Origin of the sequence: Clostridium sp. UBA1056 (genome assembly GCA_002316385.1) — a bacterium.
In the GTDB taxonomy this organism is placed as follows: Bacteria; Bacillota; Clostridia; order Clostridiales; family Clostridiaceae; genus Clostridium_J.
Map to the genome: position 1 here is coordinate 1 of DCDL01000030.1, position 13621 is coordinate 13621.

Consider the following 13621-nt stretch of genomic DNA (forward strand, 5'->3'; position numbering starts at 1 on the left):
TATCAGCTTAACAGAATCCTATCTTTAGTGTAAAGTTTCTTACAGATTTTATCTTATACTTCTTATTATACAATGTGTGATTTTAACAGTCAATTTATAGCATCTATAGCCTTTATTTAGTTATATATCTCTCTACAGATTTATTCAACAAATCATACCTATTCTTCGGAACCATTTGAAGGTTTTTATTAGCGAACTTTTCTCTATTATTATCATATTTTTCCCATGATTTATATTCTGCTCTATAGGTTTCTTCAATTTCAGTGTCATAAATGTGATCATAACACAATATGGATTCCCCATACTTCTGAGCAGAAGCATCAGTTGATTCCTGTCTATTATGCCAAGCATTATTATATTCATTTTCACTATTTTAATGTTCTCACTAATGTACCTCTAGCCTTTGAAAGAAGTTCATTCTTGATTAAAAAGTTCCATACTGGCTCAAACTTTTTCCATGCTCCCGCATAAGTAAAATGTTTTAATCTAATTCTAAATTCCCCATGCTCCTTTGATGCCTTATATATATTGCTCCACTTGTAAAAACTTTTATATGCTCTATCATATCCACTTTCCATTTCATCTTTTGTAATGGTAGGATGATTGAATACTAAATGCCTAGTGTCATATAGTCTCCAATCCCTAGTAACAATTCTCTTATCCTCATTCATCTTATTATATATTGCAGTACCTGGATAGGGTGTAAGAATGTGATTAGTTGCTGTAGTTATTCCACTATTAATAGCCCATTCTGTAGTTCTATCAAAGACATCTAAAGTATCGTGATCTAATCCAAAAATAAAACTTCCGTTTATCATTATTCCTAATTCATCTAATCTTTTTATTGCTTTAGAATAATCTTTTCCAATGTTAGAACCCTTATTAGCTTGAATTAAACTTTGGTTGTTAATACTTTCAAATCCTATAAAAGCACTTCTAAACCCAGCCTCGTATGCAAGTTCTATTGTATCATCTTGAAGAATAGAATCTACAGTTATTGCCCCCTGAAAAACTTTATTTAGCCCTCTCATTTCTTTAAAAATTTGTCTTGATAACTTTTTATCTGCAAATATATTATCATCAAGAAAATATAAATGTCTGCCCTTCATACTTTCAATTTCTTCTAATATCCTATCCACTTTATATGCGAAAAAAGATTTTCCACCCTTATAAAATGAACTTACATAACAAAAAGAGCATTTGTTAGGGCATCCCCTTGAAAAAACCATTGAATTGGGAACAAGGTATTTATCACTCTTAAATAAATCTCTTCTTGGCAAAGGTAAAAAATCTAATGATACATCACCTTGTTCATAAACAGGCAGCTCCTCTCCTCTTTTAAAATCCTCCAAAAACTTAGGAAAGCTTTTTTCTCCAAGACCTAGAAAAAGTATATCTGCATGCTTTTTAGCTTCATTAGGCATAGAAGTTGCATGTAATCCTCCAATTGCAACCTTTATCCCTCTACTTCTATAACTATCTGCTATTTCATAAGCTCTATAGGCATTAGTTATATAGAGTTCAATACATACTAAATCAGGATCATCATCTAAATTTATATCTTCAACATGCTCGTCTACAATCTGTATACTATCAGATTCATTACATAATGATGCAAGAGTAGCTAGTCCTAATGGTGGAAAAAGTGAGTACTTTATTGGTCTCCAAAAGGGACTTTTTGCTTCTTCCAAAGCAGGTAGAATAAATTTTATTTTCACAGTATATTACCTCACTTTCAAAAGCCATCATAATAGCAACTATCTATAACAACTTTCTTTTATCAGAGTAATAAATCAGTAATTATTTACCAATATTTTACTCATCTATTTATTCATCATATCATCTTTATTATTGTCTTTCAATATATTTTTATCCTTATGCATACATGCATTTCGATTTACAACTGAGGTCTAATAATATTAAGGAACTAACAAATAATATATCTAGAGGTAGTTAAATGACAGAAATAGAAAAAGCATATATAGCTGAAATAATTGATGGTGAAGGAAATATTATGTTGCAGCGATTTCACGCTAATTAATATCCTGCTCCTTGCATATCAATAGCCTCCACTACTATAGAATTATTAACTTCGCTAAAACACACAATCGGATATGAAGTAATAAATAAGAAGAAAAATTATAATCCTGAAAAACATAAATTGTCTTATTCATATGTAGTTAAACAGAATAATATTATTAAATTATTAGAAGATATTGTATTGCCTATTATTTATATAAAAAAATATCATACATATGATAACTATGCCCTATATTGGACTAGGAGCGTAGAACTTTTTAAAGGTATTTCAAGGATCAATAAAAAGTCAAGATATTGCCATAACTCAATCATTTACGGCTTATCCATTGACATAAATCCAGTGGATTGTTATTATGAAAAATAAGATGTATTGATTGTTTTTTCTTAAAATGTAAATTTTTTAAATAGCGATCAAAAATATAATATTATAAAAGCGGGAGAATAATGGCTAACTTTAACAAACTCGTTAGAGATAGAATTCCAGAAATAATTAAAGAATCAGGTAGAGAATGTACAATAACAGTTTTAGAAGATCACGATTATCTTAAAAGCCTTAACAATAAGCTTAAAGAAGAACTTGATGAATATTATACAGATGACGATATAACTGAACTAGCAGATTTAGTCGAAGTTATATATGCAATACTTAAATACAAAGGAATAAGCATTGAAGAATTTGAGAAAATTAGGTTAGACAAGAAGACGAAACGTGGAGGTTTTGATAAAGGGGTATTTTTAGTTAGTACTATGGAATAACTTACTACATCAAATTCATTTTTGTTAAGATTATTATATGATATATAACTCATACGTCCATTAGTTATATGGAAGAAATGATATAAATGAATTTAATTGTTTTACCTATTTATAACCTGAAATTTTTGATTAAAATTTTCTAAGCTTTTTAGAAAATTTGGCATATCTTTTGGTATCATGCCTTGCTGTGCTGGTTCATCAAATATCATAATTTTAGGATTATTACCTTTACTCTCATCAATGCAAAAGTAAATGCCCATATTGCGCTTATGTTATCACTTGCTGATGAATCAAACTTCATATCAAAACCATTTACTATTGGAAGTAATTTTTCTCTATAAGTTTCTATTCTATCCAAATTTTTAATACTTCCAATACTTCATATACGAATTATTATAATACAAATTCTTGATTTCCTACAAATATATCTATACAGAAATGTAATATATTTAATACATTTCTGTATCAATATATTACATCTCTATTCTTGGAACTCCATTTAAAATATGCTATTATTATTAAAAGACTTTTTATTAATGTAGAGTGAATAAAATCAACTTTAAAAATCACAGGAGATTTGTATGGAAAAACTTACTTTTGTAATGGAAAATTATTTAGAAGCTATCTATGAGTTATCAGAAGAAGGCAAAGGAGTTAAAATGACTCGTATAGCAGAAAAGCTTGGAGTAACTAAAGCCAGCACTAATAGCGCTATGGTAACTTTAGCTGAAAAGGGACTTGTAACCAATGAAAGATACAAGGAAATATTTTTAACTCCTTTAGGCTTAGAAATAGCTAGATCTACATCTAAAAAGCATCACATTATTAAAGATTTCTTTATAAAAATTCTAAACATCGATAGTTCTATTGCAGATGAAGACGCTTGTGCTATAGAACACGTTATTAGTTCAGATTCTGTTTATGCTATGCAAAAGTTTCTTTCAGAACATGAGAATAAATAAAAAAATCAACGACTCAAAATTGCTTTGGCGATTTTAAGTCGTTAATTTTTTTTACATTTAAGATACCTGACTTCTATAGAGCATAGCATAAGTTCCTCCATAACGAATCAGCTCATCATGGGTTCCCGTTTCTTTAATGCCTGTTCCTTCTAGAACTACAATTTTATCTGCATTACGGATAGTTGATAATCTATGGGCAATTACTATAGTTGTTCGATCTTTTGAAATTTCATCTAATGCAGCTTGGATTTCTTTCTCTGTTTTTGTATCAAGAGCTGATGTAGCTTCATCCAAAATAAGAATAGGTGAATTTCTAAGGATTGCTCTAGCTATGGAAATCCTCTGTTTCTGTCCTCCAGAAAGACGTACTCCACGCTCTCCTATTATGGTATCATAACCATCTTCTAAATTTTCAATAAAATCATGAGCATTAGCTGCCTTTGAAGCCTCAATAACCTGCTCCCTAGTAGCTTCTTTCCAACCATAAACAATATTTTCATAAATTGTTCCGTTAAATAAAAAGGTGTCCTGTAAAACCATGCTTATATTATCTCTAAGACTCTTTAAAGTTACATCTTTAATATCTATTCCATCAATTAAAATGCTTCCATTCTGAGGATCATAAAAGCGGTTTAAAAGACTGGCTATTGTGGTTTTACCAACTCCAGTTGCCCCAACAAAAGCTACAGTTTCTCCCGGATTTACTTTTAAATCTATATTTTTCAAAATGTTTATTTCATCATTGTAGGAGAAAGAAACTTCCTTAAACTCAACTTCTCCTTTAACTTTAGGCATTTTCTTTGCATTAACTTTCTCTTCAACATCTGGAACTTCATCCATAACCTCAAAAACGCGTCTACACCCTGCAAGTGCGTTACCTGACATTTCCATAAGTCTTGAAAAGCTCTTTATAGGTCCATAAAACATACCAAGATACATAGAAAATCCTACAATATCTCCAATGTTAATTTCTCCTCTTGAAACCATAAATCCACCAAATATTATAACTATAACAGAACCTAGAGCAGTGAAAAATGCAAGAAGCGGAAAAGTGGTTTCAAAAAAGAAGCTTGCCTTTAAGTATGCTTTACTATGTTTTATAGAAAGGTTCTTAATCCTTTTTTCTTCTCTTTCCTGTTGATTGAATATCTGTATTTCTTTAATTCCAGAAAAATTATCTTGAACAGTACCAGAAAGTTCTCCCCTAACCATAGAATTCTGCTTCCATATAGGAGAAAGATGTTTACTCTGCCAAAGAGTAATCATGATAAGAAAAGGAATAGTAACAAGACTTAAAAAAGCCAACTTTACATTAATAGAGAATAATAATATCCCAACACCTACGAAAGTCAATATATTAACAACAAAATCAGGAATTACGTGAGCTAAAAGAATCTCTACCTCCATAACATCATTAATAACTCTGCTAGTTAAATCTCCTGTACGACTTTTATTAAAATACTTAAGCCCCATATGTTGAAGCTTAGAGTAAAGTTCTGTTCTCATATCTGCAACATAATGTAAAGCTGCATGATGGTTTAAATATCCTGAAATAGAACTTCCAGCTGATTGAAGTACAGTTGCGACTAAAAGCATCAATCCTATTCGTAAAGATTGAGCTCCAAAATCAGCGCTTCCTTCTGTTGCTATACTTGTAAGCTCTCTTAGGGCCCATGGATTATAAAATCCTGCTGTGGTAGAAATAATAACGGCTATTAATGCTAATATTAAATAAATCCAATATTTTCTGGCTCCAATAAAAATACGTAAGGTAGTTCTCATATGCCTACTGCCTCCTTTTCCTTCGACTCTACATCCTCATTTTCATCTACAATATCATAGGTAATGCATACTGGGCGATTACTCTTAGGTTCAATAACAACATCAGCATTGATATTAAAGGTTTTTCTAAGCACCTCGGGAGTCATAACTTCCTCAGGAGCTCCATGTTTTATTATAGCGCCTTTTTGAATAGCAATAATATAGTCAGAAAATCTTGCAGCAAGATTTAAATCATGAAGTACCATAACAATTGTACACTTTTGATTACGGTTAAGCTCATATAAAAGCTTTAAAACCTCTAATTGGTGAGCAAGATCAAGGTAAGTAGTAGGTTCATCTAATAAAATTAAATCAGTTTGCTGTGCTAGAGCCATAGCAATCCAAACTCTCTGTCTTTGCCCTCCTGATAAAGCATCAACTTCTCTTCTCTCAAACTCACTTAACTTAGTTGCATCTAAAGCCCATTTAACAATTCTTTTATCTTCCTCTGTGAGATTTCCAAAACCTTTTTGATGAGGGAAACGTCCATATGCAACTAACTCACCTACAGTAAGTCCACTTGGTGCAGTAGGAGTTTGAGGAAGTATTGCCATCTTTTTAGCTATTTCTTTTGTAGGTAATTTACTTATATCTTGTCCACTTAGATGTACTACACCCTTCTTAGGCTTTAATATACGTCCAACCGCTTTCAAAATAGTTGATTTACCGCAGCCATTTGCTCCTATAATAGAAGTTATCTTTCCCTTTGGTATCTGCATATTTAATTCCTTTACAATGAGAGTATCATCATAAGCTATATCTAAATTTTTAGTTTCAATACTTTTCATACAAACCTCCTTAATTTGACTTTACTAATAAGTATAAGAAGTAAGGTGTAGTTAATACAGTAATAATAATTCCTGTAGGAATATCGGTTCCAAGACTTATAGTTCTAGTAATAGTGTCTGATAATAGAATAATTATTGAGCCTACTAAAGATGCGGTAGGAATCAATAGTTTATGATTTGAGCCTACAAACTTCCTTGCCATATGTGGAGAAATCATTCCAACAAAAAAGAAGTTTCCACCTAAGGCCACACTGCCTGACGATAGAGCAACAGCTGCTACAGCTAGACCTATGAATTCTCTCTTTACTGCTACTCCTAATCCTGTTGCAGTTTGATTACCAAGATTTAAAGTATTCAAAGTACGAGATTTATAAAGTACATATAAAAATAGAATCAATATCCAAGGTGCAAGAATAGAAATATACGTCCAATTGTCTCCCCAAAGACTTCCTGCACTCCATCTTTGAACAAAATCCATCTGTTTTTCATCTAGCTTTAAAGTAAGCATCATAGTAACAGCACTATATCCGCTTCCAACAGCCACTCCTGTCAAAATTAATCCTGTAGGTGATATATTTTTTCCTCTTTTATAGGAAAGTAAAAATATCAACACAGCTGCTGTCATTCCACCTATAAAAGCTAGGAGGGGGAGAGCAATAGCTGAAGATAAACTATCTACCTTAAAAACAACTATAAACAATAATACAAACAACCCAGAACCAGAACTTATTCCCAAAGTTCCAGGACTAGCCATATCATTGCGAAGTAAACTCTGCATTACACATCCAGCTGTTCCCATACCAATACCTACAAGAATAGTTAATACAATACGAGGAAGACGAAAATCATATACTATAAGATTTTGTTTAGCTGTACCTTTTCCAATAAGAACATTAAAAACTTCCGAAGGAGAGAGATTCATTTTACCTGAGTTCACGCTTATTACTGCCACAACTAACAGTACAATGGTAAGTACCAAAATAATAGTTAAGCCACGTGAAACTGAATAGCCCTTTTTCTTCATTCGAATTCCCTCCTTTGCATCCTTGTAAGATAAAGAAAATATGGAACCCCTATTACAGCAAAAATAATTCCAATAGGAGTTTCATAAGGCTTATTAATAAGCCTTCCAACTAAATCTGCTGCCACAGTAATCAAAGCTCCATATAATCCTGAAGCTGGAATAATATATCTATAATCTACCCCTATAAGATAGCGGACAATGTGAGGTACTATTAATCCTACAAAACCAACAGGTCCAACAACAATTACAGAAAGCCCTGTAAGTATTAAAACGACTACAGTAGAAATCCCTTTAACCTTCTTAGTATTAAGCCCAAGACCTATAGCTGCATCATCTCCAAGATTTAAAAGAGTAATTGAAGGTGATATAACAAGAGCTGTAATTGTACCTACAATAAAGAATGGGAGAACTATAGCAAGTTCACTCCATTTAGCACCTGCTGTTCCTCCAGCAGTCCAATAAGCTAAAGCATGCCCAAGTCTATATTTAATAGAAAGATATTGGCTAAAAGCACCAAATAACATTGATATAGAAATACCTGCTAAAACAAGTCTCTGTGGTTTCATGCCTCCTCTGCCAACAGACGCAATAAAATAAGTCATACCTGTAGTAACAGCTGCACCAATACATGCAAAAAGCATCATCTGTCCATAACTTCCACCAGGTAAAAATGCCATACAAAAAGCTATAGCGAAAGTAGCACCGCTACTTATACCCATAAGTCCAGAATCAGCAAGAGGATTTCTTGTGGTTCCCTGCATTATAGCACCACATATGGAAAGGCTTGACCCAACAATTATATTAGCTGCTATACGAGGAAGTCGGATAGTTTGAATAATCTGGTGTTCAGTTAAAGAAGAGTCAAAATTAAAAATGGCTCCCCAAGCCGTAGACAAATTCATATCAGCAGCACCAAAAGAAATTGATGCCGCTGACATAATCACCAGCAAAACCACCCCTGCAATCATATAGATTGTAAAATTCAAAGCCCCTAATTGTCGCTTTTTATTATAGGTATTTTGCATATTTATTTTCCTTTCTTAATTAGAATTATTTAGCTAATGAATTTATTGCATTAACCATATAGTCAAGTTGTTCAGTAAGACTTGTAACATCAGAATAAAAGAAAAGTCCTGCATAATCTCCTGGAATTTCTACAACTCTGCCTTCTGCAACAGCAGGAATGCTTTTCCAAATTTCTGTCTTTGCATAATCAGACTCTTTACCTTCTTGCTTAAACCATAATATATAGTCACCAAAATACTCATGAGCTACTTCATAACTTATAGATCCGCGTCCTTCTCCTGATTTTTCTATAAGTTCTTTAAGCTTGTCTGGATATTTAAGTCCAAGATATTCATATACTAAAGTACCACCTCTAGAACCTGTCTCATAATATATACCGCTCCACTCACCAGTAGCTCCCCAATCTTCCAAAATACTGAAAGTTTTACCTGCAAATGTATCACCTTTAAAAGTTTTCTTCACATCCGCAAGTTTTTCTTCAAAGTTAGAAACTGCCTTCTCTGCTTCAACCTTACGTCCTGTAGCTTCTCCTATGGTTTTTATACGTTCAAGAGAATCCATATCTCCTTCTGGAATAACAAGAACTGGAGCTATTTTGCTGAATTTATCAAAGTCTGCCTCATCATAGGTAATAATAAGATCTGGTTCTAAATTCATGACGTCTTCAGGCTCCCACTTTTCAATTTTTGTAGAAGCTTTAAGAGTATCATAAAAAGGCATACTTTCTTGTTCCCAAGCATTATATCCAACTAAATTTAATCCCAAAGTAATAACATCTCCAACATACCAATTAGCAATAACACGCTTAGGATTAGCAGGAACTTCAATATCCCCTTTTGCAGTAGATATAGTACGAACAGTTGCTTCTTCTTTCTCTACATTTTTAGACGAAGAGCAGCCAGCAAAAATCATAGTAGTCATAAATATTGCACAAAATAATGACAATAATTTTTTCATTTTATACCTCTCCCTTATAAATATCTTATATTAATCTAATAACTCTAGCGCCTGCGTTATATACAAATGTAAGACTAGTCTAACTTTTAAAATCGTAGCATTTATAAATTCGCCTGTCAATATCTTAACAAGCCCCTTTTCAGAAGTCGTTTTCTACTAAAATGAGAGTAACTTATTGTTTTATAAGAGTTAAATGAAAATACTTCTCATCATTATGGATTGCAATTTAAATAAAATGGATTATGCTCTTATTGAAAACCTTTCTCAAATGATGCTATAATATTGTTACTTTAATTCAAAAAAGAGAGGGGTAAAAATTTTATGGATGAATATAATAATTCTTCTTGGAGTGCTTTAGCAGATAAATATAATTTTGGTAAAAGGCCTTATGGTAATGGACATATTTATGATTTTCCTCCTCATTGGTCAAATGGATGGATTGCAGAAATAAATGCTGCTAAAGGATTATTTGTTTCAAGTGCTTGGTTTACCCCAAGTGAACAGATAGTACATACAATAAATTCAAGTAAGCCTTTTATGATTATCTTTTGTGTTGACTGTGGAGAAATAGTCTATTCACATCAAGGGAAAAAGAGGCAAGCTCTTCCTCCAATCACTAATTTAATTGTTAACCCTCAAAAACAATTGACTTTTACTTTCTCTAAAGACGTACACTATTGTTTTACCAGTGTTTTAATTTTTGATGACTTTATAAAACCTTTTCTTAAAGATCGCACCCATGCACCTAAAATCAGTGTTCAGGATGCAAAACTTTGGAAAACTCAACACTACAACACTCCTGATATAATGCTTATTTTAGAGCAAATTAGATGGGCTGTAAGAAATACAGACATGCCTTTACTTGCTTTTGAGGGGATGACTTTGCATCTTTTATCTGCAATCACTAGAAACTTTCCTGATATCCCTAAAAGAAGAAGCAGCCGCCGCCACTACGTTACTTGGGAAAACGAGCAGAAGATTTATCAAGTTAAGACTAAGATTGATGAAGATATTTTAAATGCTCCAGATACAATTGAACTATGCAGAATAGCTGAAATGAGCGAAAGTAAACTTCGCGAATCTTTTAAAAACCATTATGGAATTGCTCTTTATAAATATATTCGAATAGAAACTATGAAAAGAGCCATGCAGCTCTTATCTGCTGACCATCTAAGTATTCGTGGCATATCTGAACTATGTGGCTACAAAAATCCAGCCAAATTTGCTGCTGCCTTTAAAGATGTCCATGGAATTACTCCTAGTGATTTTAGAAAATCTTTTAACTTATAAAATTTTCTCCATTGATATATTATTTTGTAATATTACAATTTATTTTATATAACTTGTAATTGAAGTTCTAATCTTAGTCTCATAACAATAACTGTATAATAGGGTGAATAAATGCTTGTATTGCAATGCGAATGTAATATAGCAATGAAAAGGAGGGGAGAATCACGAATAAGATCCAAATTAAAGCCTTAATTAAATGTATTGTTTGTGGGATATTATGGGCGATAGTTTTTATTTTCATTGGGTTTTTGATTGTAAATTTCACTTCATACAGTTTAAAAGATGTTCTATTTATTGAAGGTATCATATTAATTGTTTTAGGTGCACTTTCTTCCATAGGTGGAAATCCTACTGGACTATCACTTCAAGCCCTTGGACAAGATAATGCGCAATATGTTGCAAATGCAAATCTTGAAGTTGCTAAAATGGAAAAACAAATGCATCACAACAATATTAAAACTAATTTACGAAGTAGTTTTAATATTATTTCGTTAATTATAGGTGGTGCAATCTGTATTATAATTAACTTTATCATTTAATTACAATAATTTCTTAAAACACGAACTAAGGGAACTTCCAAAATTGAAGTTCCCTTAAAAATATAATTAATATTTAGATCATATTTCACTTTTAATCTTACAAACAAATACACATATAATATATACTCAACTATTTATTTTTTTCCGGACAATAAAGCTTAAATATGTTCTACAAACCAATGAAGATTTTGTTCCATTATTGCTTTATTAAGTCCAGGTTTACGAGGTCCATGCTCCATTCCCTTAAATACCACAAGTTCACTTTCCACTTCTAAATCTTGCAGTCCTCTATAAAGTTCATATGCATTTGGAATAGGCACCCTCTTATCATTATCACCATGTTGTATAAGGGTTGGTGTGCAAGCGTTTCTTATATAGGTCATAGGAGAAGTTTTTGCATATATTTCTGGATCATTCCATGGTGTGGCTCCTAGATATGATCTGGTAAACGTTGTTATGTCCGTATTTGCATAGTAGGTAGTCCAGTTGCTTATGCCTGCTCCTACAGAGATTGCTTTGAATCGATTGCTAAAGGTTGCGCAGAAGGCTGATATGTATCCCCCTTGACTCCAACCCATTACTCCAACTCTTTCACTGTCTATCATGCCTTTTTCTATTAGATTATCTACTCCTGAAATAACATCCTCGTAATCTCCTACCCCAAGCATTCTAAAATTAGATGTCAAGAACTTATTCCCATAGCCTGAGCTTCCCCTATAATTAGGCTCAAGAACAACAAAGCCCCTTTCCACAAACTGCTCAATTGGGTAGAGTTTATTCATATTATGAATAGGGAATGATGCCCATGTTGGTCCACCATGTATAACTACCAAAAGCGGATACTTTTTATTAGAATCATAATCATGAGGCTTGGATAAAACTCCTTCTATCTCAAGACCATCCTTGGTGCTCCAGGTTATGACTTCTTTTTTACTCAATAGTTTATTCTCGTATATCTTGCTTTCATTGGTTACTTGTACTGAGTTTATATAAACCTCAGCTGCCTTATTTTTTTCTATTTTAATATAGGCTATATTTTCACCGTCAGAGGTACTATCTGCACTAACTATATAACATTCATCCTTGCTATAGATTGAAGAGATTTCACCATTTTCAGAAACCATTCCAATTCGATAATTTGCTCGATCCTGCCAAGTTACAAGTATTCCTTTATTTGTCCATTTAATAGGTGTAACACTTCTATCAAATTCAGATAACCTCATTATGGTTTCTTCTTTTTCAAGATCATATATCTCTAAAACAGCATCTTCCCAAACTTTCCACTTGTAATATTCCGGTTCTCTTGGAGTTTTAGCAAATACAATCTTATTTCCATCTGGGGAGAATGCAATATTTGAACTAAGAATTCCAGTAATATTGAGTTTTCTAAACTTTTTAGTAGAAATATCCAAGATATATACACTTGTTTCTACATCTCTTATATCCACTGTTGGACTACATATAAGTGCAGCTTTTTTTCCATCCGGTGATAGTTGAAAACCCCTTATGCTAAAATCCTTTGGATTTGTTATGTCCACTTTAACATCCTTTGGTTCTTCCTTTTCACCTTTTTTCTTATTACTTTGTTCCTTAAATGATTCAATTGCTTCCTTTATGTCTACATAGCATAAATAATCATTCTTATATTCCTTATCAACATATTTAAATTCTCCATAAGTCTCTTTACGCTTTTTTAACTCCTCTGAGTCAGTCTCCGTAGTGGTATAGTATATTCCCTTGCCATCAGGCGACCAGACAAAACTGTTGACACCTTCCTTGGAATTTGTGATTTGAATTCCATTGAACTCGTCAAAGGTTTTCAAAACAATTTGCTTTCGAAGCTTTTCTTTTTCGCCTATCTCTACAATATAGGCTAAGTAACTCTTATCTGGAGCCCATGCAGGACTACTACTTTTAGATTTTCCTGTTGTGATAGGATAATGCTTTTGTCCATCCATTTCATAAACCCACACATGATCTCTATATACATTTTCAGCTAAATCAGAAGTCATTTTAACATATGAAACAACCTTTCCTTCTTTACCAATGGTTATTGATTCAAGCCATGGCATTTGTACTAGCTCGTCAATTGAAGTATAGCTTGTCTTATTCATAAATTCCTCATCCTTTCATTATCGTAAGATTTGTGCTTCAACAAACAATATTTAGAAATTTTGGTACTTACTTTGATTATATAGCATATTTCAAACTTTTAGAACTATTCAAATTATTCTGTTATAAAACTTATCAGCCTATCAGCTGAGTAAGTAAGAGGACTTTCACCACTAAGCTCTCCCCATACTGGACGCACATAAAAAACCCTCGATTAATCATATTATACGTAAATAGTTATTTTTTAAATTCGATAAATATAGGCTCTATAAGGCAATTACCTTAGGCATCTTCAAAAAATAAATA

13 protein-coding genes are annotated in these 13621 nt (G+C 32.5%); 4 read left to right on the forward strand and 9 right to left on the reverse strand.

From position 1 onward, the window contains the following. Positions 1-112 precede the first annotated feature (112 nt). Complete coding sequence (locus B3W71_RS09285) at positions 113-289, reverse strand: hypothetical protein (protein ID WP_346888659.1); 177 nt, start codon at positions 287-289, stop codon at positions 113-115. Between the two features lie 79 nt (positions 290-368). Further along, a complete protein-coding gene (locus tag B3W71_RS09290; protein ID WP_346888660.1) occupies positions 369-1718 on the reverse strand; it encodes a B12-binding domain-containing radical SAM protein in 1350 nt (449 codons plus the stop codon). A 766-nt stretch (positions 1719-2484) separates the two neighbouring features. Between B3W71_RS09290 and B3W71_RS09295 the strand changes: the two genes are divergently transcribed. After that, positions 2485-2796, forward strand: coding sequence for a nucleoside triphosphate pyrophosphohydrolase (locus tag B3W71_RS09295; protein ID WP_346888661.1), 312 nt, complete (start codon positions 2485-2487; stop codon positions 2794-2796). A gap of 205 nt (positions 2797-3001) precedes the next feature. On the opposite strand, the gene B3W71_RS09300 is transcribed toward B3W71_RS09295, so the two are convergent. Next, positions 3002-3154: a hypothetical protein gene (locus tag B3W71_RS09300; protein ID WP_346888662.1), complete on the reverse strand. Its 153-nt coding sequence runs from the start codon at positions 3152-3154 to the stop codon at positions 3002-3004. Positions 3155-3377: 223 nt separating this feature from the next. On the opposite strand from B3W71_RS09300, the gene B3W71_RS09305 reads away from it, so the two are divergent. Then, positions 3378-3758, forward strand: a complete 381-nt coding sequence (locus tag B3W71_RS09305) for a metal-dependent transcriptional regulator (protein WP_291560039.1) — start codon at positions 3378-3380, stop codon at positions 3756-3758. A gap of 57 nt (positions 3759-3815) precedes the next feature. Here B3W71_RS09305 and B3W71_RS09310 read toward each other — a convergent pair whose 3' ends face one another. Genes B3W71_RS09310 through B3W71_RS09330 form a run of 5 tightly spaced genes read right to left on the reverse strand, consistent with a single transcriptional unit; the run spans position 3816 to position 9374 of the window. Continuing rightward, positions 3816-5540 carry an ABC transporter ATP-binding protein gene (locus B3W71_RS09310; protein ID WP_346888663.1) on the reverse strand — a complete coding sequence of 575 codons (1725 nt, stop codon included), beginning with the start codon at positions 5538-5540 and terminating at the stop codon, positions 3816-3818. Then, on the reverse strand, positions 5537-6367 hold the full coding sequence (locus B3W71_RS09315) for an ABC transporter ATP-binding protein (RefSeq protein WP_346888664.1): 831 nt from the start codon (positions 6365-6367) through the stop codon (positions 5537-5539). Before B3W71_RS09315 ends, B3W71_RS09310 begins: the two co-directional genes overlap by 4 nt. 10 nt (positions 6368-6377) lie before the next feature. After that, complete coding sequence (locus B3W71_RS09320) at positions 6378-7391, reverse strand: iron ABC transporter permease (RefSeq protein WP_346888665.1); 1014 nt, start codon at positions 7389-7391, stop codon at positions 6378-6380. Beyond that, positions 7388-8416, reverse strand: a complete 1029-nt coding sequence (locus tag B3W71_RS09325) for an iron ABC transporter permease (protein WP_346888666.1) — start codon at positions 8414-8416, stop codon at positions 7388-7390. The genes B3W71_RS09320 and B3W71_RS09325 overlap by 4 nt, the downstream gene beginning before the upstream one ends. 25 nt (positions 8417-8441) lie before the next feature. Continuing rightward, positions 8442-9374, reverse strand: coding sequence for an ABC transporter substrate-binding protein (locus tag B3W71_RS09330; protein WP_346888667.1), 933 nt, complete (start codon positions 9372-9374; stop codon positions 8442-8444). A 321-nt stretch (positions 9375-9695) separates the two neighbouring features. On the opposite strand from B3W71_RS09330, the gene B3W71_RS09335 reads away from it, so the two are divergent. Next, on the forward strand, positions 9696-10664 hold the full coding sequence (locus B3W71_RS09335) for an AraC family transcriptional regulator (protein WP_346888668.1): 969 nt from the start codon (positions 9696-9698) through the stop codon (positions 10662-10664). 248 nt (positions 10665-10912) lie between these two features. Continuing rightward, complete coding sequence (locus B3W71_RS09340) at positions 10913-11203, forward strand: hypothetical protein (RefSeq protein WP_346888669.1); 291 nt, start codon at positions 10913-10915, stop codon at positions 11201-11203. A 158-nt stretch (positions 11204-11361) separates the two neighbouring features. Here the strand turns inward: B3W71_RS09340 and B3W71_RS09345 are convergent, their stop codons facing one another. Then, positions 11362-13317 (reverse strand): S9 family peptidase, encoded by a 1956-nt coding sequence (locus tag B3W71_RS09345; RefSeq protein WP_346888670.1) that lies wholly within the window; start codon positions 13315-13317, stop codon positions 11362-11364. Between the last annotated feature and the right edge of the window lie 304 nt (positions 13318-13621).